This window comes from Bradyrhizobium sp. 31Argb, assembly GCF_043638955.1.
Lineage (GTDB): Bacteria > Pseudomonadota > Alphaproteobacteria > Rhizobiales > Xanthobacteraceae > Bradyrhizobium.
The window spans coordinates 16,388-39,613 of record NZ_JBEGDB010000050.1; the positions used below are offsets into that span (position 1 = coordinate 16,388).

Sequence of the window (23,226 nt, forward strand, 5' to 3'; positions counted from 1 at the left end):
TTGCCGCGGCGGGTTTCGCTGCGCTCTCCCCATCCTACGAGATGTCATTGCGAGCGCAGCGAAGCAATCCATGTCTCCGCGTGCAGCGGCATGGGTGCTCCTCGCAATGACGGTGACGCTTACTCCGCGGCTTCCTTTACGGAACGCTCTTCCCGATGCTCCCCCTCGTCCTCTGCATCGGTCGAGCTGCTCCAGCCGGCGAACAGATTGGAGAGCTTGTCGAGATAGAGGTAGACCACCGGCGTCGTAAACAGCGTCAGCGCCTGGCTGACGATCAGGCCGCCGACCATGGCGTAGCCAAGCGGCTGGCGGATTTCCGAGCCCGTGCCGGTGCCGAGCATCAGCGGCACGCCGCCGAGCAGCGCCGCCATCGTCGTCATCATGATCGGGCGGAAGCGGAGCAGGGCGGCCTGCCGGATCGCGGCCTCCGGCTCCAGGTGATCGTCGCGCTCGGCCGCGATCGCGAAGTCGACCATCATGATGCCGTTCTTCTTGACGATGCCGATCAAGAGAATGATGCCGATCAGTGCGATCAGGCTGAAGTCGAAGCCGGCCGCCATCAGGATCGCGAGCGCGCCGACGCCGGCCGACGGCAGCGTCGACAGGATGGTGATCGGATGGATGTAGCTCTCGTAGAGGATGCCGAGGATCAGGTAGACGACGACCAGTGCCGCGAGGATCAGTAGCGGCACGGTGCTCAGCGATTGCTGGAACGCCTGCGCGGTGCCCTGGAAGCTCGAATTCAGCGTCGGCGGCGCTCCCAGGTCGACCATCGCCTTCTGCACCGCATCGGTCGCCTGTCCCAGCGCGACGCCCTGCGCCAGGTTGAAGCTGATGGTGATCGCCGGGAACTGGCCCTGGTGGCTGATCGACAGCGGCCGCACCGGCACGCTGGTCCAGGTCGCAAAAGTCGACACCGGCACCTGCTCACCGGTCAGCGGCGATTTCAGATAGATCTTGTTCAGCGTGTCGATGCTGGCCTGCAGCTCGGGCAGCACTTCCAGGATCACGTGATAGCTGTTGAGCTGGGTGAAATATTGCGTCACCTGGCGCTGGCCGAACGCGTCATACAGCGTGTCGTCGATGAGCTGCGGCTGGATGCCGTAGCGCGAGGCGGTGTCGCGGTTGATCTTCAGTTCGAGCGTGGTGCCGTTGGTCTGCTGGTCGGTTGCGACGTCGCGCAGTTCCGGCAAGGTCTGCATCTTCGCCAGGATCTTCGGCGCCCATTCGTTCAGCTCGGCGAGATTGGCGTCCTGCAGCGTGAATTCGAACTGGGTGCGGGTCGGTCGGCCGCCGAGGCGAACGTCCTGCGCCGCCTGCATGAACAATCTGGCGCCTTCGACCTGCTCGAGCTTCGGCCGCAGGCGTGCGATGATCTGCTGCGCATTGGCGGAGCGCTGGTCGCGCGGCTTCAGCGTGATGTACATGGCGCCGTTATTGCCCGCCCGGCCGCTGCCGCCGATGGCCATCGCCACCGTCGCGACGTCAGGATCGGCGAGCGCGATCTTGCCGAGCGCTTCCTGCTTGCGCTTCATGTCGACGAAGGAAATGTCCTGGTTGGCTTCCGAGGTCGCGGTGATCAGGCCGACATCCTGCTGCGGGAAGAAGCCCTTCGGAATGATAACGAACAGATAGACCGACAGGCCGAGCGTCGCGAAGAAGATCATCAGCGTCGTGAACTTCCAGCGCAATGCGAGGTCGAGCACGTTTTGATAGCCCCGGAGCATGGCGTCGAAGCCACGCTCGCTGATCTGGTAGAAGCGGCCGTGCTTGGTCTCGCCATGGGCGCGCAGGAAGCGCGAGGCCATCATCGGGGTCAGCGTCAGCGACACGAACATCGAGACGAAGATCGTCATCGCCAGCACGACCGCGAATTCGCGGAACAGGCGCCCGATGATGCCTCCCATCAGGAGCAGCGGGATCAGCACCGCAACCAGCGAGATGCTGATCGAGACGATCGTGAACCCGATCTCGCTCGCGCCCTTGAAGGCGGCCGCCATCGGCTTCTCGCCTTCCTCGATGTAGCGCGTGATGTTCTCCAGCATCACGATGGCGTCGTCGACCACGAAACCCACCGCGATGGTCAGCGCCATCAGGGACAGGTTGTCCAGCGTATAACCGAACACCCACATCAGCGCGCAGGCACCGAGCAAGGCGAGCGGCACCGTCACAGTCGGGATGACCGTGGCCCAGAAGCTGCGCAGGAAGACGAAGATCACCATCACGACCAGCCCGATCGTGAGCAGCAGGGTGAACTGCACGTCCTCGACCGCGGCTCGGATCGTGGTGGTGCGGTCGCTGATGACGTCGATTTTGATCGCCGGCGGGATCGCGGCGACCAGCCGCGGCAAGGTTGCCTTGATCTTGTCGACGGTGTCGATGACGTTGGCGCCAGGTTGCTTGAAGATGACAAGGAACACGCCGCGCTGGCCGTTGGCCCAGGCCGCCTGCTTGGCGTCTTCCGGACCGGCGACGGCCTGGCCGATATCGCGGATTCGCAATGGGCCGCCATTGCGGTAGGCGATGATGACGTCGTTCCAGGGGGCAGCCTTCAGGAGCTGGTCGTTGGCGTAGATCGTATAGGCGCGGGTGTCGCCGTCGATATTGCCCTTCGGGCTATCGACGGTGGCGCTGGTGATGGCGGCGCGCACGTCTTCCAGCGACAGGCCCTTTGCCACCAGCTTGCCTGGATCGATCTGGACCCGCACCGACGGCTTCTGCTGGCCGCCGATGATGACCTGCGCCACGCCGGAGATCTGGCTGATCTGCTGCGCAAGCTGCGCGTCGACGGCATCGCTCACCTCGGTCAGCGGCAGCGTCTCCGAGGTCGCCGACAACAGCATGATCGGGGAGTCCGCCGGGTTGACCTTGCGGTAGGTCGGCGGCGACGGCAGGTTCTTCGGCAGTTGTCCGCTCGCCGCGTTGATGGCGGACTGGACGTCGTTGGCGGCGCCGTCGATGTTGCGGTTGAGGTCGAACTGGATGGTGACCGCCGACGTCCCGAGATAACTCGTCGAGGTCATCTGGGCCACGCCGGGGATCTGCGCGAACTGGCGTTCCAGTGGCTGCGCCACCGAGGTCGCCATGGTTTCCGGGCTGCCGCCCGGCAAATTCGCGGTGATCTGGATGGTCGGGAAGTCGACCTGCGGCAGCGGCGCGACCGGCAGCAGCGGATACGCCACGAGGCCGACAAAAAGAATGCCGGCCATCAGCAGCGAGGTGCCGATGGGGTAGCGGATGAAGGGAGCGGAAATGCCGTAGCTCATTCCGGCTTCACCTTGGATTGCGTCGGATCCGAGCTCGCGACCGCGGTGCTCACGAGCACGCCGGGCGAAACTTTGTATTGGCCTGAGGTAATCACCTGCTGGCCCGGCGATAACCCCTCATCGACGACGGATTTGCCGTCGATCGAGTAGCTGACCTTGATCCGGTGCAGCTCGGCCTTGTTCTCCTGACCGACAGTATACGCGTAAAGTCCGTCCGTGCCATGCTGGACGGCATCGTCGGGAACCACGGTCGCGTCCTTGAGCGTCCGGACCAGGAGCCGCGTCGATACCGACTGGCCCGGCCACAGCGCGTGGTCCTTGTTCTCGAACACCGCCTTCAGGCGGATAGTTCCGCTGGTCGTATCGACCTGGTTGTTGATCAGCGCAAGAACGCCCGTGGAGAGGAGGCGCTTGCCGTCGGTGGAGTAGGCGATCGTCTTGGGCGGGGAGGCCGCCAGTGCCGCCTTGATGTCAGGCAATTGGTCCTCGGGCGCGGTGAAAATCACCGCGATCGGCTCGATCTGGGCTATCGAGACGATGCCGGTCTGGGTCGCGGCATTGACGATGTTGCCGACATCGACCTGGCGCAGGCCGGCGATCCCGGTGATCGGCGCCTTGACGGTCGCGTAATCGAGCTGCGTCTGCGCATTCGTGATCGCCGCATCGTCGGCGGCGATTTGCGCCGTCAATTGCGCGACCATGGAGCGCTGGGTATCGGTCTGCTGGCGGGTGGCGAACTCTCCGAGCCGGGTGAAACGCTGCAGATCGAGCTTGGCGTTGGCGAGATTCGCCTCGTCCTGCTGCTTTTTGGCCGTGGCCTGGTCGAGCGCGGCCTGATACGGGCGCGGATCGATCTCCACCAGGACGTCACCCTTGTTGACGAGCTGGCCTTCCTGGAAGGCGATCTTCATGATTTGTCCGTCGACGCGGGTGCGGACCTGGACGGTGTTAAAGCCCTGCACGGTGCCAAGGCCGGTCAAATAGACCGGGAAATCGGCGGTTTCGACGCGTGCAATCCGAACCGGGACGGGTGGACGGGCGGCGGCAGCAGTCTTTTGTCCGTCAGCTTTGGTGTGCCCCCCGCCATAGCGCTGCCAACCAAGATAGCCCGCGGCGCCGATGGCGGCGACCAGCAGCACCCAACCTATCGTTCGTGACTTGGACATGCACGCTCATGGGTTCGAAGACAATTTATAGGTGTTTAAAACCGTTCCGGGGAACCCATATAATACGTCAGCACTTAATGCGTACACACACTAACACTTGAGAATCCTAAACATTTGGAAAGGTTTAGAAGCATGATCCGGAAGAGTGAAACCGGCTTTCCCTCCCGACAAATGCGAAGCGCTTGCGCGGATCGTGCTCAAACAAAGAGATGAGATCGTGACCAGATCCCGTCCAATCGGATCACGATCTCGGACCGCGTTCCTGGAGCCCTTGATGCGCCTGTTGAAACCGACATGTCGCTCGATCTGAAACGCCAGCTTGTTTCGCAGCTTGTCGAGAGTTCGCGGCTGTTGCGCAACTATATCGACCATCGTGCGAAGACGCGCGGCACCACGCGCGCGCAATGGATCGTGCTGTTTCGGCTGCGGGAGCAGGAGGGGCTGTCGCAGGTCGACCTCGCCGATGTGCTCGAATTGCAGCCAATCTCGCTGGTGCGGCTGCTTGACCGCCTGGTCGAGCACGGACTGCTCGAGCGCCGGCCTGATCCGAAGGACCGCCGCGCCAACCGGCTGTTCCTCACCGATCGCGGCCGCCAGCTCGTCGACGATCTCGACAGCCTGCGTGATGCGATCGCAACCGACGTGCTGCACGACATTCCCGATCAGAGGATCGAAGCCAGCCTTCAGACGCTGCGGGACATCAAGGATCGCATCAAGTCGCTCGGCGAAGGCCCGGACGTCGCGGTGAAATAGAAACTTCTCTTCACCTCTCCCGCTTGCGGAAGAGGGAGTATCGAGCCGGTTGAATCCGGACTCGATGTCGTCCATATCGCAGCCCGCGAGCGAAATCGGGGTGAGCGATGGACGAGCTGAACGGACGCATGATGGCCTGTCAGATCCTGATCACGGGATTGATCGCGCGCGTTGCCAACGAGCAGAAGGATCCGCTGCGTTTCCTCACCGATTTCCGCGACGAGATCAAAGCAGTGGTGAATGGAGTGAATATTGCAGGCGAGAACACCGATCGCGTGCGTCAGGTCGCACAGCGGACGGTGGATGAATTGTTCTCATTGATGAAGCCGCCGAGCGCCAATTAAGCTTCGTTCGTGACCGAACCATGCGGTGATTGATTTCGCAGCGGTTTTCCCGCTCTTTAGAACCGTTATTAGAATAATTTCAAACAATCAGATTAGAAGCGTTCTGATCTGGATCGATTCAAACGAGCGATCCATGCATTCGCGTTGACCCGAAATTTCGTCGCCGATACCACCCGCCCTGGGACACGTCGTCGCGCTTCAGAGCGCATAAACCAGAATTCGTCGCGGGGGCGAGTGATGAGCAAGGTAAAGGCACCGAGGTCGCTGCGTTTCGAGGTAGCGATCAACTCGGTCGGCGAACGGCTTGAGGGCTACTCGGGCAAGAAAGTGTCGACGGTCGCGGGCCTGATCGCGGTCGCATCGTTTTCCGGCGCCGAAGCGCAACAACCCAATTTGCCGCCCGTGAACGTGGAAGCGCCGGTGGCGCGGCCGCGGCCGGCCAACACCAAGCCGACACCGGATCAGGTCCGCGCGCGCACCGCACTCAGGCGCGCGTCGCGTCGCACGCAGCAGACGCGGGTTGCGGCCGTGCCTTATCCCAACGCCGGCGGGCTCAACGCCGATCGCGATCCCTATGCGGATCCCGCCGCGCCCTACAAGGTCGATCGCGTGCAGGCGTCAGGAAAGTTCCCCGAGCCGATCCTGAACACGCCGAAGACGATCACGGTGCTCTCCAGGCAAGTGCTGGACGACAAGAACGCCACCACGTTGCGGCAGGCCGTGCTGAGCACCGCCGGTGTCACGCTCGGCACCGGCGAGGGCGGCAACGCCTTCGGCGACCGCTTCTTCATCCGCGGCTTTGATGCCCGCAACGACGTGTTCATCGATAGCGTGCGTGACGCCGGCGTCAGCGTCCGCGAGAACTTCTTCACCGAGCAGGTCGAAATCCTGCGCGGTCCCGGCTCTTCATTTGCCGGCCGCGGCACCACCGGCGGCGCCATCAACATCGTCACCAAACAGGCGACGACGGAGGGGAGCTTCTACAACATGGATACGACGTTCGGCACCGACCGTACCAAGCGCGTCACGCTCGACGTCAACCAAGTGATCAGCCCGACGCTTGCCGTGCGAGCGGGCGGCCTGTTCCAGGACGCGGGCGTTGCCGGCCGCGATTACGTGTCCGATGACCGCGGTGGCGGGTTCGTTGCGGCGAAGTGGACGCCGATCGATGCGGTGAAGGTGACCGCAGGCTATATTCACACGGACATTCATGGCCTGCCGGATTTCGGTGTGCCCTATTTCCGGCCGAGCACGGCGAGCAAGGCAGGCGGCCCGTTCCCGGATTTCGGCGTCAACCGCAACAATTGGTACGGTTTCACCGATCGCGACTTCTCGCAGGTGAAGCAGGATATCGGCACCATTAACGCCGAAGTGCAGGTCACGCCGGACCTCTTGATCAGCAACAAGACCCGAGCCTCGCACTCGCTGTTGAATTACATCGGCACGCTGCCCGAGGCGCCGGTCCTCGTGGACCCGCTCATTTTCTCGACGTTGTCGGCCAATCCGCAGAGCCGCTATCAGACCACCGATATGCTGGCCAATCAGACCGAAGCCACCTACAAATTCGACACCGGAGGCTGGCGCCATACGGCGCTCGCCGGTGTTGAAGTGTCGCAGGAGCGCTCCAGCATCGACAAGTATACCGGCTTGAGTTCGGAAGCCATTGGCGCGCCGTTCTCGGGCACGGGCTCGGTCACGGGTGTCAGCGTGTTCAACCCGCAATACACGTTCCTGCCGTTCGGAACGACCCCGACGCTTGCAGGTCTCCCGACCAAGATCGGGATCGACACCACGAGCGGCTACCTGCTCGACACCGTCAACTACCACGATCTCGTCATCCTCAACGGCGGCATCCGCTACGATGATTACAAGATCAACACGAGCGGCTTCGGCACGGTCAACGGTGTTCCGAACGTGTTCGGGAGGCAGTCGGCCGAGTTCGGTCTGCCGAACTTCAATTTGGGCATCCTGCTCAAGCCGCTTCCGATCGCGAGTGTCTATGCGGCCTATGCCACCTCTTCGAATCCTGTCGGTGCGGAGTTCGACGGCACCAGCACGGCGTATGGCGGACTCTCGCCGGTGCTGAACGGTAACACCAATCAGATCTTTGGTCCCGAGAAGAACACGGCGATCGAACTCGGAACCAAATGGGAGTTGTTCGATCGGCACCTGTTGGTGACGGCGGCGTTGTTCCAGACGGAGAAGGATAACGCGCGTGAATCGGTCAATATCACGCCGGCGACCGCCACCGCATCCTGTCCCTATCCCGCGAACACAAGCGGCACCGTGCCCTGCATCAGTGCCGGTGCCGCCTACCGCATCCGCGGCATCGACCTCGGCCTTGGCGGCAAGATCACGGACAAATGGAGCGTGTTCGGCGGACTGGTGCTGATGCAGTCCGAGGTGACGAAATCGCTCGTTCCGCCCGCGAATACGATTCTCTACACGACCAATGTCGGCTTGCCGCTCGCCAACGTCGCGCATCAGTCGTTCAGCCTGCTGACGAAGTACCAGCTCACGGACATGTGGGAGATCGGCGGGCAAGCGGTCTACCGTTCCAAGATCTATGGCGGCACGTTCCTCGCGGCGAACCAGGGCACGCAACTGCCGAGCTACTGGCGCTTCGATGCGTTCGCGGAGGCGAAGCTCAACAAGAACTGGAGAGTCAAACTGTTCGTGAACAACATCTTCAACAAGCTTTATTACGACGCGTTGTATCAGAGCCCGGCTCCGTTCGTGCTTGAGGCGCCAGGTCGCGCCGCCTATCTCGTCGTATCGGCACGGTTCTGAAACGACAGGGCATGCTGATCTGCGTTCCGAATGTGCTGAGCAAGGCCGATGTGGCGGACTTCCGCCGCATCATGGATGCCAGCGCGTGGGAGGATGGACGTTCGACGGCAGGCGCCGCATCGGCGTTGGTGAAGCGCAACGAGCAATTGCCGCCGGATAGCGAGGTCGCCCGCCAGCTTGGCAGCCGCGTGCTGTCGGCGCTGACGGCCAGTGCGCGCTTCATCTCGGCGGCGATCCCACTTAGAATCTTTCCACCTTTGTTCAACCGTTACGTCGCCGCCGACGGTCATCATTTCGGTCTGCATGTCGACAACGCGGTGAGGGGAGACCACCTCACCGGCTTGCGGATCCGCACCGACCTCTCGGTTACGCTGTTTTTATCGGAGCCGGATGAATATGATGGCGGCGAGCTCGTCATCGAAGATTTCTACGGCTCGCATGAAGTGAAGCTGCCGGCCGGCGACCTCGTTCTTTATCCTGCTTCTAGTTTGCATCTGGTCACGCCGGTGACGCGAGGCGCGCGGGTTGCGTCTTTCTTCTGGCTGCAGAGCATGGTACGGGATGCGCACGCTCGCAGTCTGATCTTCGATCTGGACACCGCTATCCAGGCCTTGGTGGAGCGGCTTGGGCGAGACGACCCCGAAACGGTCAAATTGACCGGCATCTATCACAACTTGATACGCCACTGGGCCGAAGTATGAACATTCTAACTACCCGCGCGACACTTGTTGCACTCTCCGTGCTGACGCTGGTCGCGCTCACGGCATCCTCGTCGGCGCAGCAGCAGATGGCGCCCGCCGCTCCCGCTCCATCGACGCCTGTCGCGCAGCAACAGACTGCTCCCGCCGCGCCGCAACCACCGGCAGAGGCGACGACGCCGGCGCAGTCACCCTCCGCCGCCGCGCCGGTTGCCTCGCAGGGAACTCAGGACGTCAGTGCAGCGCCTGCCGAAGGCGAGGGCAAGAAATCGGCGACCATCGCCGGACTGAAGGAACTGTCGCCCTGGGTGATGTTCTGGAATGCCGACATCGTCGTGAAGGCGGTGATGATTGGTCTTGCCTTTGCGTCGCTGGTGACCTGGACGGTGTTCATCGCCAAGATGATTGAGCTCACCGTCGTGCAGCGCAAGTTGCGCGCCGCGCTCGCCAAGATCAGCGATGTGCGCTCGCTCGCTGAAGCCCAGTTCGCGCTCGGCGCCAAGGGCAGCGTGCTCTCGACCCTGATCGCCGCGGCGATGCGGGAAGGGCGACTGTCGGCCGGCATCTCCAGCGACGCCGGCATCAAGGAACGCGCGGCGTCGAGCTTTGCCGAGATCGTGCGTGCCGAAGGCCGCCGCATTCGCGTCGGCATGGGCCTGCTTGCGACCATCGGCGCGACCTCGCCCTTCGTCGGTCTGTTCGGCACCGTCTGGGGCATCATGAACAGCTTCATCGGCATCTCGAAATCGCAGACCACCAACCTCGCGGTGGTCGCGCCCGGCATCGCCGAGGCGCTGCTCGCGACCGCGATCGGGCTTGTCGCGGCGATCCCGGCCGTGATCATCTACAATCACTTTTCGCGGGTGACGAAGGGCTATCTGGAACTGGTCGGCCGTGCCTCGGGCGCGGCGGCACGGTTGTTGTCGCGCGACCTCGACCGCACCAATGTCAGTGTGACCGGCGGCGCACATTCGCGCGCGGCGGCGGAGTAGGCGATGGCTGTCTCGATCGCAGACAATGACGGCGACGACGACGATTTCGCGGAATCGCACGAGATCAACGTCACGCCATTCATCGACGTCATGCTGGTGCTGCTCATCATCTTCATGGTGGCTGCACCGCTCTCCACGGTCGACCTGCCGATCGATTTGCCGACGTCGAGCGCGACGCCGCAGAAGAAGCCGGACAAGCCGACCTATGTCAGCATCAAGTCGGACCTGACGCTTGCGATCGGCGAAAATGCGGTCAAGCGCACTGAGCTGGTGCATTCGCTCGATACCTTGGCCGACATGAGCAAGGATAAGTATGTATTCCTGCGCGCGGATCGCGCGGTGCCTTATGGCGAGCTGATGGGAGTGATGGAAATCCTGCGCTCGGGCGGCTACAACAGGGTCAAGCTGGTGACGCTCGAAGGCGTTCCCGGCGCGCCTGCCGCGCCACAAGCCGCCGAGCCGGCAAAACCCTGACGACGGACAGCGATGTCTGACCTCGATCTTGAGCAGAAGTCTTCCCGGCGGCTGTGGATTTGCGCCGCAGTGGCGGCGCTTGCGCTGCATGTCGGCGGCGCGGCTCTGGCGCTGGCGAATCTGCGCGGCGACGACGTCGGCGACGGCTTGGGCGCAAATGCCGCCGAGTTCGCGGTAGAGATGGCCTCACCCAAGGTCGAGGACGAGAATCTGCCGCCGGGTCCCGACGCCGATGCGTCGCAGGCCGCTCCGCAGCTCTCCGAGCAGAAGGCCGAGGTCAAGGAGACCGACCTGCCGAAGGATGTGCCGCACGAGTCCGAAGACCCCGACCGCATCGTCACGCAGAACGACTCCAAGAAGCCCCAGGAAGACGATCCCAAGGTCCAGGCCGTCCAGACCCAGGCCTCCGAAGAGGCGCCCGCCCAGGAAGCAACCGCGCGGCAGACGCTGGAGGAGAACGCGCCGGAGGCCGAGCAGGCCAAGGCCCCGAATCGCGGCATCGGCAAGGACAGGCAGAAGCTCACCGCCGACTGGGGCCGCAAGATCAGCGCCTATTTCGAGCTCCACAAGCGCTATCCGCACAACAAGAGCAAGGCGACCACCGTGAAAGTCAGCATCGTGCTGAACCGCCGCGGCAACATCGTCAACGTCGCGGTCGCGGAGTCCTCAGGCGACCAAGCGTTCGACGACGCGGCCATCTCAATGGTTCGCCGCTCCGACCCCGTCCCCGCGCCGCCAGCCGAACTCACCGAAGACCAGTTCGCCTTCAGCCTCGACGTGAACTTCAAGAAGCCGAAGTAACGGGTTGAGACACTGGGCGGATTAGCCCGCAGGGTGGGCAAAGCGGAGCGTGCCCACCATTCACGGGCGGTGCAAGAATAAGGTGGGCACGCTTCGCTTTGCCCACCCTACCGTTCTACTGAACTAGCGCCAGAAATAGCGGATGCCGACATAGACCACGACGAGGCAGGCGAAGATCAGCGCCACCGGGAGTGGCCGTTTGCCTGTTGGACCTGATACCCCCGGCTTCTTGGCGGGGAGGCGGCGGAAGGCGGTGACGTTGCCGCGGTCGGCGACCGGCTCGCGGGAGGGGGCGGGGACGTCGGGCGGCGTACCGGCACCGCCCATCTCGGCATAATAGCTCTTGTACATCAGCTTGATGGTGGCCTCGCTCGCCTCAAGCTCCGGCATCTGCGCCAGGAGCTTGTTGTAGGTAGCGAGGAAGTTCTGCGCGTCGGCCGACAGGGACGACGTGCCGTTCAGCTTGGCGAGCATTTTCCACGTCGCGAAGTCCGCCCTGGCGCGGGTGTCCGCACGTCGAGCGATCAGCATATCGGCAGCTTTGATCAAGAGGCCCTCGCGATCTTTTTCTCAACCTAGGCGTTGCCGGTGATGAAGAGAAGCGCACCTATCACATAGCCGGTCAGTGTCCGCAGTATCGCGGAAATAATATCAAGATTGAGACCAAGCTGCGAACCGAGGAGGGGCAGCAGGATCAAAAGCCCGATCAGGATCAGCAACCCATAGGGCTCAAGGCGCGCGAGCGGCTCGGCGAGTGGCCGGGGCAAGAGCCCGACCGCCACCCGGCCGCCGTCCAGCGGCGGGATCGGCATCATGTTGAAGATCGCGAGCACGATATTGATCAGGAACGCGTTTTTGAGATTGTCCGCGATCCAGCGCGCGCTATCCGGCGGGAGGAATGGCAGTACGTGGAACGCCAGTGCGGCAACCAGAGCGAGAATGATGTTGGTGGCGGGGCCAGCCAGCGCCACCCAGACCATGTCGAGCCGGGGATGCTTGAGGTTGCGGAAATTGACCGGCACCGGCTTGGCATAGCCGAACAGGAAGGGCGACTGCGACAGCAACAGCACGGCGGGCAGGACCACGGTGCCGAAGGGATCGATATGCTTCAGCGGATTGAAGCTGACGCGGCCGAGCTGCCAGGCGGTGTTGTCACCCAGCCGGTGGGCGACGAAGCCGTGCGCCGCCTCATGGAAGGTGATGGCGATCAGGAGTGGCAGCACCCAGACGGAGATGGTGTAGAGGGAGATGTTCAAGGGGGATATCCGGTCGCGGCGGCGGCCGCTCTCAACCAGACATGATGGTTGCGGTCGGGTTCCAGCGCAAGACGGTAAACGCGCTGCGACGCATTGGCGCGGAATACAGTTCTCCGCCGTCAGCGTAGCTTCTGCACTGCCGGATCGGCCTCGACGGGGCTGGATTGCGTCGTCGCGATCCAGATGCCTGCGAACACGGTCACGATGCCGACAACCAGATTCCAGCGCAGCGGCTCACCCAGCACAGTGGCCCCGACGAGCGATGCCGCGATCGGATTGACGGTCACCGAGATCGCGACGCGGGTCGGTGTCGTCCGCTCCAGCGCGAACGCCCAGAGGTAGAACGTCAGCGCCGCGCCGAAGCCCCCGAGATAAACCGCGCCGAACCATTGCGGGACACCGAAAGCGGCGACCGGGGCAAAACTGCCGCACGCGAGCGAGGCGAGGATAAGGCAGGCGGCGCCGGCGGCCATGGCCATCGTGGTGAACGGGATGGGGCCGGAGCGGCGGATGAAGGGCTTCGACCAGATACTGTAGAGCGCCATGCAGAGCGCGGCCGCGACCATCAGGAGATCGCCGCGCCACGCCCCTTCCGGCGCGGCGCTGAGGCCGGAGAGCAGGGCCATGGCGACGCCTGTGATCGTCACCAGTACGCCCGTGGTCTTTCGCACCGTCAATTGCTCGCTGCCAAGCACCGCGCCGACCGCCATCGTCAGCAACGGCAAGGTCGAGAGCGCGAGCGCACCTCGCGCCGCCGTCGTGAAGATCAGCGATGCGTTGAACAGGATTGGAAACAGGGCAAAGAACAACAGGCCCAGGCCGATCACTGCCGGCCAATCGCGCCGCGCCGGCCAGCCTCTTCGCTGGATCAGGACGAGCGGAAGCAGCAGCAGGAAGCCGATGCCGAAGCGGAATGCGCCGATGGCGAGCGGGTCGATGGCGCCCACGAGGTAGCGCGTTGCCCCGATCGACGTGCCGCCAAGGGCGCTCGAAAGCACCGCGGCCAGGACACCCCAAGTCTCACCCATCAAGTCTCATCCGGCTTGATCCCCTTTTTGGCTCTTGCCGATGGTAGGGGACAGGCGCTAATCAGGGAATGGAATTTATCTGACAGATAAAATCACCATTCGTTATGAGCCTGGATCCGGACCTCCTGAAGGCATTCGTTGCGGTGGCGGACCACCGTTCCTTCACCCGCGCGGCCGTGGCGCTGAACCGGACGCAATCAGCGGTCAGCATGCAGGTGAAGCGGCTGGAAGAGCGGCTGCAGGCGGAGTTGTTTCACCGCACTAAAGCCAACGTCGATCTGAGCGCAGCCGGCGAGGGCTTGCTCGGCTATGCGCGCCGCATCCTCAGCCTGAACGAGGAGGCGATGGGCCGCGTCCGGGAGCACAAGGTGGAGGGACGCGTCCGCCTCGGCGTGATGGACGATTACGGCACGCTACTGGTCCCGCCGCTGCTCGCCAGCTTCGTCGCCAACTATCCGCTGATCCATATCGAGATGGAGACGGGGCTGACGTCCTCCATGACCGACCGGCTTGGCGAGGCCTACGATCTCGTCATCGCCATGCATCCGCAAGGGAGCGGCGAGGGCGAACTCTTGCGACACGAGCAGGCGGTGTGGGCGGCGAGCCCGGAGCACCGCGTCGAGGAGCTCAACCCGCTTCCCGTGGCGCTCTATCCGCAGGGCTGTCTGTTCCGGAGCTGGGCGATGCAGGCGCTCGACACTGCGAAACGGCCGTGGCGGCTCGCCTTCGTCAGCCACAGCCTCGCGGCGGTCGAGGCGATCGCAGCCCAAGGCTTGGCGGTGACCGTGGTCAAGGCCGGCACCTTTCCGCCGCGACTGCGACGCCTCTCGGAGCGAGACGGCATGCCGCCGCTGCCGCGCGCCGAGATCAGGCAGCATCGCGCCGCCAATCTATCGCGCGCGGCGTCGCTATTGGCCGACCATCTGGTCGCGGAGCTCGCGCAACCGGTCTAGAGCTTCGGTTCTGACTGAATCAGAACCGAAGTTCTAGATTCTTATTTTGACGCGTTTTCTTCACGCGAACCGGTATCCACTTCGCTCGAAAACGCTCTGATTAATACGTCGCGCGGCCGCCGGAGATGTCGAACACGGCTCCAGTGGAGAAGGCGCAATCCTCCGACGCCAGCCAGGCGACCAGCGCGGCGAGCTCTTCCACCAGCACGAAGCGGCCCTTCGGGATCTTCGACAGCATGAAGTCGATATGCTGCTGCGTCATCTGGTCGAAGATCGCGGTACGCGCCGCCGCCGGCGTCACCGCGTTGACGAGGATGTCGTGCTGCGCGAGTTCCTTGCCGAGCGATTTCGTCAGCGCGATCAGGCCGGCCTTGGACGACGAATAGTGCGCCGCGTTGGGATTGCCTTCCTTGCCGGCGATCGAGGCGATGTTGACGATGCGGCCGTAGCCCTGCTTGAGCATCGCCGGCACGATCGCCTTGCAGCAGATGAAGGGACCGTCGAGGTTGATGCGCAGCACCTTGCGCCATTCCTCGAGATCGGTCTCCCACACGGTCTTGTTGATGCCGGCGATGCCGGCATTGTTGACGAGGATGTCGATCTTGCCGAACGCTTTCAGCGTCTCGTCGCGCGTCTTCTCCACCGCGGCCAGATCGGCCACGTCGACCTTGAATGCGGCCACTTCCGGGCCAATCTCCTTCGCGGTCTTCTCGGCCAGGGCGATGTCATGATCCCAGATCGCGACTTTGGCGCCGGAGGCGACAAAGCGCTCGGTGATCGCGCGCCCAAACCCCTGCGCGCCGCCGGTGACAACGGCACTGCGGCCGGTGAGATCGTATTCGTTCATGGTGTGCCTTCCCTAAGATTAGAGTGTCCAGCCGCCGTCGATGGCATGCGCGACGCCGGTGGTGAACGCGCTCTCGTCGCTGGCGAGATAGATGGCGAGTGCGGCGATCTCTTCGGCGGTGCCGAGCCGGCCCATCGGCTGGCGGGCGATGAACATCTCGCGCCCTCGCGGGCCTGCGGCGGCGGCGCGCTGCAGCATCGAGGGCGTCTCGACCGTACCGGGGCAGATGCAGTTGCAGCGGATGCCTTTGGAGATGAAGTCGGCCGCGACGGAGCGGGTAAGGGCTGCCACCGCAGCCTTCGTCGCGCCATAGACGTAACGGTTCGGTGCGGCCTTGAACACGCCGGCGGCGGAGGAGATGTTCACGATCGCCCCGCCGCCGGCGTCCAGCATGCCGGGCAGGAAGGCGCGGATCGTGCGGTGCATCGACTTCACATTGAGGTCGAAGGAGAAATCCCAGTCCTCGTCGGAGCAATCGAGCACCGTGCCATGATGGACGAAGCCGGCGGCATTGAGCAGGATATCGGTCTTGCCGGCGCGCTTGGCCATCGCCGTGACCGCAGCGGTGTCGCGCACGTCGAGGCGCGCCACCTCGGCGACGCCCTCCTGCTTGAGGAGCGCGAGCTTCTCCTCGTCGATATCGGTCGCGAACACGGTGGCGCCCTCGCGCGCAAAGGCGACCGCGCAGGCGCGGCCGATGCCCACGGCGGCCGCGGTGACGAATGCGCGCTTGCCCTTCAGGCGGTCTGACATGTTGTCTCCTTCGTCTGGCTCCGTCATTCCGGGGCGCGCGAAGCGTGAGCCCGGAATCCATTTGTCCGCTTGCGTATGTGGCGCAATGGATTCCGGGTTCGTCGCTTCGCGACGCCCCGGAATGACAGCACGTCAATGATTATCCCTGGCCACGCCGACCTTGCCGGCGATGTCGTGATAGCGGGTGGCGAGTTCGAGGCAGGCGCCGGTGGCCTGCTGGCCGACGGTCGCGCGGTAGAGCTCCTGCCACGGCGTCTGGTTCGCCGGATAGCGGAAGCCGCCATTCGCCTTCAAATCGGCATGCCGCTTCTTCACCTCGTCGTCCGAGATCAGGATATTGGCCGTGCCCTTGTTCAGGTCGATGCGCACCCGGTCGCCGGTCTTCAGGATCGCCAGCCCGCCATCGGCGGCGGCTTCCGGCGAGGCGTTGAGGATCGAGGGCGAGCCCGAGGTGCCGGACTGGCGTCCGTCGCCGATGCACGGCAGGGACAGGATGCCGCGTTTGATCAGCGCCGCCGGCGGCTGCATGTTCACGACTTCGGCACCGCCGGGATAGCCGATCGGACCGGCGCCGCGGATGAACAGCATGCAGTGCTCGTCGATCTCGAGCGCGGGATCGTCGATCCGCTCGTGGTAATCCTCCGGTCCCTCGAACACGATGGCGCGGCCCTCGAATGCATTCGGGTCCCTGGGATTAATGAGATAGCGGTCGCGGAACTCCTTGGAGATCACGCTGGTCTTCATGATCGCGGAATCGAACAGATTGCCGCGCAGCACCAGGAAGCCTGCGTCCTTCACCAGCGGCTTGTCATAAGTCCAGATCACGTCACCATCGGGCTGGGCCGCTTCCTTGCAGTTCTCGCCCATGCTGCGGCCGTTGACCGTCACCGCATCTTCATGGATACGCTTGTGCGTCATCAATTCACGCACCACCGAAGGCACGCCGCCGGCGCGGTGATATTCCTCGCCGAGATAGAAGCCGGCCGGCTGCATGTTCACCAGCAGCGGCACGTCATGGCCATATTTCTGCCAGTCGTCGATCGACAATTCGACGCCGACATGGCGGGCAAGCGCATTGATATGGATCGGCGCGTTGGTCGAGCCGCCGATCGCCGAATTCACCACGATGCAGTTCTCGAACGCCTTGCGGGTGAGGATATCGGAGGGCTTCAGGTCCTCCCAGACCATCTCGACGATGCGCTTTCCGGTCTCATAGGAGATCTGGCCGCGCTCGCGATAGGGGGCGGGGATCGCCGCGCAGCCCGGCAGCGACATGCCGAGCGCTTCGGCCAGCGAGTTCATGGTCGAGGCGGTGCCCATCGTGTTGCAATGGCCGACGGACGGCGCCGAGGAGGCGACGATGTTCATGAACTCCTCGTAGTCGATCTCGCCCGCGGCGAGTTGCTCACGCGCCTTCCAGACCACTGTGCCGGAACCGGAGCGCACGCCATTGTGCCAGCCGTTCAGCATCGGCCCGCCCGACAGCACGATCGCAGGCAGGTTGACGGTCGCCGCCGCCATCAGGCAGGCGGGCGTGGTCTTGTCGCAGCCGGTGGTCAGCACCACGCCATCGAGCGGATAGCCGAACAGCACTTCGACGAGGCCGAGATAGGCGAGGTTACGGTCGAGCGCGGCGGTCGGCCGCTTTCCCGTCTCCTGGATCGGATGGGTCGGAAACTCCATCGCGATGCCGCCGGCTTCACGAATGCCCTCACGCACCCGGTGCGCGAGTTCAAGATGATGGCGATTACAGGGCGAGAGATCGTTGCCGGTCTGCGCAATGCCGATGATTGGTTTGCCGGACTGCAGTTCCTGCCGCGTCAGCCCATAATTAAGGTAGCGCTCGAGATAGAGCGCGGTCATGCCGGGGTTGTGCGGGTTGTTGAACCATTCGCTGGAGCGGAGCTTGCGCTTGGTGACTGGTGTAACAGGCTTGTTCATTGTTTCTCCCCGAGCGCAACGGCTCATGCTGCACTGCACTCAGCCTCGTTTCATTGACGCGACTTTATGCACGTCGATCGACTGTTCGCAATTGATTGAGCACGCGATATTCAACTTTGATCCAACGACATCGCGAAAAAATTCTGCTAAGAGGCAACCCAACTTGAAGAGCGGGCGGGGCCTTTATGGTCCTAACCGCCGCTAGAATCGGAGGGAATTGAATGGCGTCGGTGCAGATTAGCGACGTGCGGAAGTCGTTCGGTGGGTTTGAAGTCCTGCACGGCGTGACTGTTCCGATCGAGGACGGTGCGTTCGTGGTGTTGGTCGGCCCCTCCGGCTGCGGCAAGTCGACGTTGCTGCGCATGTTGGCGGGACTGGAGAACATTACCTCCGGGACGATCTCGATCGGCAATCGCGTGGTGAACAACGTGCAGCCGAAAGAGCGCGACATCGCGATGGTGTTCCAGAACTACGCGCTCTACCCGCATATGACCGTTGCCCAAAATATGGGCTTCTCATTGAAATTGAGGAACGCGAACCAGCAGGACATTGCCGCCCGGGTCAAGAAGGCTGCCGAAATCCTCGCGTTATCGCCGCTCCTGGAGCGCTTTCCCCGTCAATTGTCGGGCGGTCAACGCCAGCGCGTCGCAATGGGGCGCGCCATCGTCCGCGATCCCCAGGTGTTCCTGTTCGACGAGCCGCTGTCCAACCTCGACGCCAAGCTTCGGGTTGCGATGCGCACCGAGATCAAGGAACTGCATCAGCGGCTGAAGACCACGACCGTCTACGTCACCCACGATCAGATCGAGGCCATGACCATGGCCGACAAGATCGTGGTGATGCATGACGGCATCGTCGAGCAGATGGGATCGCCGCTCGAGCTCTATGACAAGCCCGACAACCAGTTCGTCGCAGGTTTCATCGGCTCGCCGGCAATGAATTTCCTGAACGGGCACCTGAAATCCAACGGGCAGATTTACGTCGAGACCGAGAATGGCGCCAGATTGCCGGTGGCGACGGCGCCTACCGCCTCCGATGGGCTTCCGGTCGTCTACGGCATCCGGCCCGAACATCTCGAACTCGCCAGCGACGGCATCGAGGCCGAGGTCGTCGTCGTCGAGCCAACCGGCTCGGAAACGCAGATCGTGTCGCGCATCGGCACGCAGGACATCATTGCGGTGTTCCGCGAGCGACATGACGTCAAGCCTGGCGAGCGCATCCATTTGCGGCCGCGCGCGTCGGCCGCTCATCTGTTCGACAAGGACACCGGCCACCGCCTCTAGGCGGCCGGATTAACAAGCCCAAACAAGACCATAAAATTAAGTAAGTAAGGGAGAAGACTTGAAATGAATAAGTTTACCACCGATCGCCGCTCGCTGCTCAAGGGCGGCGCGGGCCTTTTGGCTGCCGCAGCGACGATGTCGGGCGACGAGCTCTTGGGCTATGCGAAGGCCTGGGCGCAGACTTCGCCGTGGAAGCCGGAGCCGGGGGCGAAGATCAATCTGTTGCGCTGGAAGCGCTTCGTCGAAGCCGAAGACGTCGCCTTCATGAAGATCGTCGACGCCTTCCAGAAGGCCAACAACGTCACCATCAACGTCTCCAACGAATCCTACGACGACATCCAGCCCAAGGCGTCGGTTGCCGCCAACACCGGGCAGGGCCTCGACATGGTCTGGGGACTCTATTCGCTGCCGTTCCTGTTCCCGAGCAAATGCGTCGATGTCACCGATGTCGCCGACTATCTCGGCCAGAAGTGTGGCGGCTGGACCGACTCCGGCAAGGCCTATGGCATGCTCAACGGCAAATGGATCGGCATTCCCGTTGCCGCCACCGGCGGCCTCGTCAACTACCGCGTCGCCGCGGCCGAGAAGGCCGGCCACAAGGAATTCCCGAAGGATCTCGCCGGCTTTGCCGACCTCGTGAAGGGCATGAACAAGAACGGCACGCCGGCCGGCATGGCGCTGGGCCATGCTTCCGGTGATGCCAATGGCTGGCTGCATTGGGCGCTGTGGGCCCATGGCGGCAAGATGATCGACAAGAACAACAAGGTCGTCATCAACTCACCGGAGACCGCGAAGTCGCTCGAATACGTCAAGGGCCTTTACGAGAACTTCGTGCCGGGCACGGCGTCGTGGAACGACAGCTCCAACAACAAGGCGTTCCTCGCCGGCCAGCTTCACCTGACCACGAACGGCATCTCGATCTATGTGACGGCGAAGAAGGAGAATCCGCAGATCGCGGAGGATATGAATCACGCGCATCTGCCGCCCGGCATCGACGGCAAGACGCGCGAGCTTCACCTCGGCTTCCCGATCCTGATCTTCACCTTCTCGAAGTATCCGCAGACCTGCAAGGCGTTCACCGCCTTCATGCTGGAGCCGGACCAGTTCAATCCATGGATCGAAGCGGCACAGGGTTATCTGTCCCACTTCCTCCTCGCCTACGACAAGAACCCGGTCTGGACCGCCGATCCGAAGACGACGCCTTACCGCAGCGTCGCGCAGAGCGCGTCGACGCCGGCCGGCGAGGCGCAGATGAGCGAGAATGCGGCGGCCGCGATTGCCGACTTCGTGCTCGTCGACATGTACGCGAACTACTGCACTGGACGCGAGGATACGAAGACCGCGATGGCTTCGGCCGAACGCGCGGCCAAGCGCATCTTCCGCTAAGGGAACGGCCGGCGCAGACCATCGCGCCGGCCCAGGTTTGAAGGTGATCGGGGCAACGCTCGGCCGTGGGGGCACGGGCCGGGCGTTGCCTTCGATTAGGAGTTGGAGACGGAATGAGTACTGTCCAGACATCGATGCCGGTACAGGCCGCCGCAGCCGGCGAGCCGTCACTCTGGTCGAGGCTGCGCACGAGCCGCAACTGGGCGGCGCTGTGGTTCATGCTGCCGGCGGCGGCTTTCCTGATTCTGTTCCTGGCCTATCCGCTTGGCCTTGGTATCTGGATGAGCTTCACGGACGAGCGCATCGGCCGTGAGGGCGTCTTCATCGGCCTTGAGAACTATCAATGGCTGTGGGACGACGCGATCTTCTGGCTGTCGGTCTTCAACACGATCCTCTACACGCTGGTCGCCAGCATCATCAAATTCGCGATCGGCCTTTATCTCGCGCTCCTGCTCAACCGGCACATGCCGTTCAAGGCAATGATCCGCTCGATCGTGCTGATTCCCTTCATCGTGCCGACGGTGCTGTCGGCGATCGCGTTCTGGTGGATCTACGACGCCCAATTCTCAATCATCTCGTGGTCGCTGATCAAACTCGGCCTGATCGAGCACAACATCAACTTCCTCGGCGACAGCAACTGGGCCCGCGGCAGCGTCATCTTCGCCAATGTCTGGCGCGGCGTTCCCTTCGTTGCGATCACGCTATTGGCCGGCCTGCAGACGGTCTCGCCCTCGCTCTACGAGGCCGCGACGCTCGACGGCGCCACCAACTGGCAGCGCTTCCGCTACATCACCTATCCGCTGCTGACGCCGATCATCGCCGTGGTGATGACGTTCTCAGTGCTATTCACCTTCACCGACTTCCAATTGATCTGGGCCTTGACCCGCGGCGGGCCGGTCAATGCGACGCATCTGATGGCGACGCTGAGCTATCAGCGCGGCATCATCTCCGGACGGCTGGGGGAGGGCGCGGCGATTGCGACCGCGATGATCCCGTTCCTGCTCGCCGCGATCGCGATCTCCTGGTTCGGCATGCAGCGCCGCAAGTGGCAGCAAGGATCGAACAATGACTGATTCAGCCCTGCATTCGAAAGCACCGGCGCCGGCCGCGACCGACGACTCCGAGGGCATGAGCTATCTGGAGTCGCTGCCGCGCCGCCTGATCACGCTCTATCTGCCGCTGTTCATCATCCTCGTGGTGCTCCTGTCCCCGTTCTACTGGATGGTGCTGACGTCGATCAAACCCGACGAGCAGTTGATCGACATGGAGAAGTTCAACCCGTTCTGGGTTGTCCATCCGACCTTCAAGCACATCAGCAAGCTCCTGTTCGAGACGCAGTATCCGAGGTGGCTCTGGAACACGATGTATGTGGCCGTTGGAGCCACCTTCCTGTCGATCGCGGCCAGCGTGCTGGCGGCCTATGCGATCACGCGGCTGCGGTTCAAGGGCGCCGACACCGTCGGCATCCTGATCTTCTTCGCCTATCTGGTGCCGCCGTCGATCCTGTTCATCCCGCTGGCCTCGGTGATCCAGGCCTACGGCCTGTTCGACTCGCCGCTGTCGCTGATCCTGGTCTATCCGACCTTGCTCATTCCGTTCTCGACCTGGCTCTTGATGGGATACTTCAAGACCATCCCCTATGAGCTCGAGGAATGCGCGCTGATCGACGGCGCCTCGCGCTGGCAGATCCTGGTCAAGATCATCGTGCCCTTGGCAATCCCCGGCCTGATCTCGGCCTTCATCTTCTCGTTCACGCTGTGCTGGAACGAGTTCATCTATGCGCTCACCTTCCTGCAATCGACGCCGAACAAGACGGTGCCGGTCGCGATCGTCAATGAGTTCGTCGACGGCGACATCTACAAATGGGGATCGCTGATGGCCGGTGCGCTGGTCGGCTCGCTGCCGCTCGTGATCCTTTACGCCTTCTTCGTCGAGCATTATGTGTCGGCCATGACGGGAGCCGTGAAGGAATAGCGCGAGAGGCCCGTTTCCGGAGTATGGTGATTTCAGATCGGAGCGACGGTGGCAGTTCTCCCTCTCCCCGTAAGAACGGCTGTCATATTCGCACATCTTGCGAAGGAATTTGATCGCTGATTCCGTGAGTTGAACGATGATTCGCGGGAGTGAGCGATGTCTGGGATGGACTACGGGCTGGGTCGGTTTGGCGATGCGCGGCTGGAAAAAGGGGGGCGCATTTGCATGCGGCGCTGGTTGCGCGGCCAGGCTCGTGCATCCGTCAACTGGCGCAATGCAGCCGCGCGCGTGAGATTCAGTTCACGCGCTTTCTTCGCAACGACGCGGTGACGGCAGAAGAGATAGCCGCGTACGCGGCGGAACGCACAGCGGCGCGGGCGAGGGGACGTGATGTCGTCGTGGTCCAGGATACCAGCGAGCTTTCGCTGGGAGGGCGGCGTGCGAAAGCGAACGGCTACGGGCCGATCGGGAAAGGCGGAGCGCTGCGGGGCCTGTTGCTGGATGCCGCCCTGGCGGTCGAT

The 23,226-nt window shown here is 63.1% G+C and carries 20 protein-coding genes and 1 pseudogene; 13 read left to right on the forward strand and 8 right to left on the reverse strand.

Annotation, left to right across the window (positions count from 1 at the left end; translation table 11 throughout):
* Positions 1-119 precede the first annotated feature (119 nt).
* The gene (locus AAFX91_RS12805; RefSeq protein ID WP_394566718.1) at positions 120-3,266 is read right to left on the reverse strand and encodes an efflux RND transporter permease subunit; all 3,147 of its coding nucleotides are present in this window, start codon (positions 3,264-3,266) and stop codon (positions 120-122) included.
* The gene (locus tag AAFX91_RS12810; RefSeq protein ID WP_394566719.1) at positions 3,263-4,432 is read right to left on the reverse strand and encodes an efflux RND transporter periplasmic adaptor subunit; all 1,170 of its coding nucleotides are present in this window, start codon (positions 4,430-4,432) and stop codon (positions 3,263-3,265) included. The genes AAFX91_RS12805 and AAFX91_RS12810 overlap by 4 nt, the downstream gene beginning before the upstream one ends.
* Positions 4,433-4,726: 294 nt before the next feature.
* Between AAFX91_RS12810 and AAFX91_RS12815 the strand changes: the two genes are divergently transcribed.
* The 7 genes from AAFX91_RS12815 (at position 4,727) to AAFX91_RS12845 (ending at position 11,284) form a co-directional block, all read left to right on the forward strand.
* On the forward strand, positions 4,727-5,185 hold the full coding sequence (locus AAFX91_RS12815) for a MarR family winged helix-turn-helix transcriptional regulator (RefSeq protein WP_394566720.1): 459 nt from the start codon (positions 4,727-4,729) through the stop codon (positions 5,183-5,185).
* Between the two features lie 107 nt (positions 5,186-5,292).
* Positions 5,293-5,529 (forward strand): hypothetical protein, encoded by a 237-nt coding sequence (locus AAFX91_RS12820; protein ID WP_394566722.1) that lies wholly within the window; start codon positions 5,293-5,295, stop codon positions 5,527-5,529.
* A gap of 237 nt (positions 5,530-5,766) precedes the next feature.
* On the forward strand, positions 5,767-8,319 hold the full coding sequence (locus AAFX91_RS12825; RefSeq protein ID WP_394566724.1) for a TonB-dependent receptor: 2,553 nt from the start codon (positions 5,767-5,769) through the stop codon (positions 8,317-8,319).
* Positions 8,320-8,330: 11 nt separating this feature from the next.
* Positions 8,331-9,020 carry a Fe2+-dependent dioxygenase gene (locus tag AAFX91_RS12830; RefSeq protein WP_130582976.1) on the forward strand — a complete coding sequence of 230 codons (690 nt, stop codon included), beginning with the start codon at positions 8,331-8,333 and terminating at the stop codon, positions 9,018-9,020.
* Complete coding sequence (exbB, locus tag AAFX91_RS12835; protein ID WP_394566726.1) at positions 9,017-10,009, forward strand: tonB-system energizer ExbB; 993 nt, start codon at positions 9,017-9,019, stop codon at positions 10,007-10,009. Before AAFX91_RS12830 ends, exbB begins: the two co-directional genes overlap by 4 nt.
* Positions 10,010-10,012: 3 nt before the next feature.
* On the forward strand, positions 10,013-10,483 hold the full coding sequence (gene exbD, locus AAFX91_RS12840; RefSeq protein WP_028164594.1) for a TonB system transport protein ExbD: 471 nt from the start codon (positions 10,013-10,015) through the stop codon (positions 10,481-10,483).
* Positions 10,484-10,495: 12 nt separating this feature from the next.
* A complete protein-coding gene (locus AAFX91_RS12845) occupies positions 10,496-11,284 on the forward strand; it encodes a TonB family protein (RefSeq protein ID WP_282531033.1) in 789 nt (262 codons plus the stop codon).
* A 123-nt stretch (positions 11,285-11,407) separates the two neighbouring features.
* Here the strand turns inward: AAFX91_RS12845 and AAFX91_RS12850 are convergent, their stop codons facing one another.
* The 3 genes from AAFX91_RS12850 to AAFX91_RS12860 all read right to left on the reverse strand — a co-directional run bounded on the left by AAFX91_RS12850 (position 11,408) and on the right by AAFX91_RS12860 (position 13,568).
* The gene (locus AAFX91_RS12850) at positions 11,408-11,815 is read right to left on the reverse strand and encodes a hypothetical protein (protein WP_282531055.1); all 408 of its coding nucleotides are present in this window, start codon (positions 11,813-11,815) and stop codon (positions 11,408-11,410) included.
* Between the two features lie 44 nt (positions 11,816-11,859).
* The gene (locus AAFX91_RS12855; RefSeq protein WP_130582973.1) at positions 11,860-12,540 is read right to left on the reverse strand and encodes a site-2 protease family protein; all 681 of its coding nucleotides are present in this window, start codon (positions 12,538-12,540) and stop codon (positions 11,860-11,862) included.
* A 119-nt stretch (positions 12,541-12,659) separates the two neighbouring features.
* Positions 12,660-13,568, reverse strand: a complete 909-nt coding sequence (locus tag AAFX91_RS12860; RefSeq protein WP_394566728.1) for a DMT family transporter — start codon at positions 13,566-13,568, stop codon at positions 12,660-12,662.
* Positions 13,569-13,672: 104 nt separating this feature from the next.
* On the opposite strand from AAFX91_RS12860, the gene AAFX91_RS12865 reads away from it, so the two are divergent.
* Positions 13,673-14,521, forward strand: coding sequence for a LysR substrate-binding domain-containing protein (locus AAFX91_RS12865; RefSeq protein ID WP_394566729.1), 849 nt, complete (start codon positions 13,673-13,675; stop codon positions 14,519-14,521).
* Between the two features lie 100 nt (positions 14,522-14,621).
* Here the strand turns inward: AAFX91_RS12865 and AAFX91_RS12870 are convergent, their stop codons facing one another.
* The 3 genes from AAFX91_RS12870 to AAFX91_RS12880 form a co-directional block, all read right to left on the reverse strand.
* Positions 14,622-15,368 (reverse strand): SDR family NAD(P)-dependent oxidoreductase, encoded by a 747-nt coding sequence (locus AAFX91_RS12870; protein WP_394566730.1) that lies wholly within the window; start codon positions 15,366-15,368, stop codon positions 14,622-14,624.
* A gap of 18 nt (positions 15,369-15,386) precedes the next feature.
* Entirely contained in the window at positions 15,387-16,121 is a 735-nt protein-coding gene (locus AAFX91_RS12875) for an SDR family oxidoreductase (RefSeq protein WP_394566732.1), read from the reverse strand.
* A 132-nt stretch (positions 16,122-16,253) separates the two neighbouring features.
* On the reverse strand, positions 16,254-18,062 hold the full coding sequence (locus AAFX91_RS12880; protein ID WP_130583325.1) for an IlvD/Edd family dehydratase: 1,809 nt from the start codon (positions 18,060-18,062) through the stop codon (positions 16,254-16,256).
* 221 nt (positions 18,063-18,283) lie between these two features.
* Here AAFX91_RS12880 and AAFX91_RS12885 point away from each other — a divergent pair, with 221 nt between their 5' ends.
* The 5 genes and pseudogenes from AAFX91_RS12885 to AAFX91_RS12905 form a co-directional block, all read left to right on the forward strand.
* Positions 18,284-19,345, forward strand: a complete 1,062-nt coding sequence (locus AAFX91_RS12885; RefSeq protein ID WP_130583326.1) for an ABC transporter ATP-binding protein — start codon at positions 18,284-18,286, stop codon at positions 19,343-19,345.
* Between the two features lie 63 nt (positions 19,346-19,408).
* Positions 19,409-20,731: an ABC transporter substrate-binding protein gene (locus tag AAFX91_RS12890; protein ID WP_282531040.1), complete on the forward strand. Its 1,323-nt coding sequence runs from the start codon at positions 19,409-19,411 to the stop codon at positions 20,729-20,731.
* 113 nt (positions 20,732-20,844) lie between these two features.
* Positions 20,845-21,804 carry a carbohydrate ABC transporter permease gene (locus AAFX91_RS12895; protein ID WP_282531041.1) on the forward strand — a complete coding sequence of 320 codons (960 nt, stop codon included), beginning with the start codon at positions 20,845-20,847 and terminating at the stop codon, positions 21,802-21,804.
* Positions 21,797-22,705, forward strand: coding sequence for a carbohydrate ABC transporter permease (locus AAFX91_RS12900; RefSeq protein ID WP_394566733.1), 909 nt, complete (start codon positions 21,797-21,799; stop codon positions 22,703-22,705). Before AAFX91_RS12895 ends, AAFX91_RS12900 begins: the two co-directional genes overlap by 8 nt.
* Before the next feature lie 221 nt (positions 22,706-22,926).
* Positions 22,927-23,226: pseudogene (locus AAFX91_RS12905) on the forward strand (transposase); the annotation flags it as partial.

Coding starts and splice junctions, on each gene's coding strand:
- AAFX91_RS12895 (WP_282531041.1), top strand. CDS start 20,845: ATGAGTACTGTCCAGACATCGATGCCGGTACAGGCCGCCGCAGCCGGC.
- exbB (WP_394566726.1), top strand. CDS start 9,017: ATGAACATTCTAACTACCCGCGCGACACTTGTTGCACTCTCCGTGCTG.
- AAFX91_RS12865 (WP_394566729.1), top strand. CDS start 13,673: ATGAGCCTGGATCCGGACCTCCTGAAGGCATTCGTTGCGGTGGCGGAC.
- AAFX91_RS12810 (WP_394566719.1), bottom strand. CDS start 4,432: ATGTCCAAGTCACGAACGATAGGTTGGGTGCTGCTGGTCGCCGCCATC.
- exbD (WP_028164594.1), top strand. CDS start 10,013: ATGGCTGTCTCGATCGCAGACAATGACGGCGACGACGACGATTTCGCG.
- AAFX91_RS12885 (WP_130583326.1), top strand. CDS start 18,284: ATGGCGTCGGTGCAGATTAGCGACGTGCGGAAGTCGTTCGGTGGGTTT.
- AAFX91_RS12825 (WP_394566724.1), top strand. CDS start 5,767: ATGAGCAAGGTAAAGGCACCGAGGTCGCTGCGTTTCGAGGTAGCGATC.
- AAFX91_RS12880 (WP_130583325.1), bottom strand. CDS start 18,062: ATGAACAAGCCTGTTACACCAGTCACCAAGCGCAAGCTCCGCTCCAGC.
- AAFX91_RS12815 (WP_394566720.1), top strand. CDS start 4,727: ATGTCGCTCGATCTGAAACGCCAGCTTGTTTCGCAGCTTGTCGAGAGT.
- AAFX91_RS12870 (WP_394566730.1), bottom strand. CDS start 15,368: ATGAACGAATACGATCTCACCGGCCGCAGTGCCGTTGTCACCGGCGGC.
- AAFX91_RS12805 (WP_394566718.1), bottom strand. CDS start 3,266: ATGAGCTACGGCATTTCCGCTCCCTTCATCCGCTACCCCATCGGCACC.
- AAFX91_RS12850 (WP_282531055.1), bottom strand. CDS start 11,815: ATGCTGATCGCTCGACGTGCGGACACCCGCGCCAGGGCGGACTTCGCG.
- AAFX91_RS12900 (WP_394566733.1), top strand. CDS start 21,797: ATGACTGATTCAGCCCTGCATTCGAAAGCACCGGCGCCGGCCGCGACC.
- AAFX91_RS12890 (WP_282531040.1), top strand. CDS start 19,409: ATGAATAAGTTTACCACCGATCGCCGCTCGCTGCTCAAGGGCGGCGCG.
- AAFX91_RS12830 (WP_130582976.1), top strand. CDS start 8,331: ATGCTGATCTGCGTTCCGAATGTGCTGAGCAAGGCCGATGTGGCGGAC.
- AAFX91_RS12860 (WP_394566728.1), bottom strand. CDS start 13,568: ATGGGTGAGACTTGGGGTGTCCTGGCCGCGGTGCTTTCGAGCGCCCTT.
- AAFX91_RS12845 (WP_282531033.1), top strand. CDS start 10,496: ATGTCTGACCTCGATCTTGAGCAGAAGTCTTCCCGGCGGCTGTGGATT.
- AAFX91_RS12820 (WP_394566722.1), top strand. CDS start 5,293: ATGGACGAGCTGAACGGACGCATGATGGCCTGTCAGATCCTGATCACG.
- AAFX91_RS12875 (WP_394566732.1), bottom strand. CDS start 16,121: ATGTCAGACCGCCTGAAGGGCAAGCGCGCATTCGTCACCGCGGCCGCC.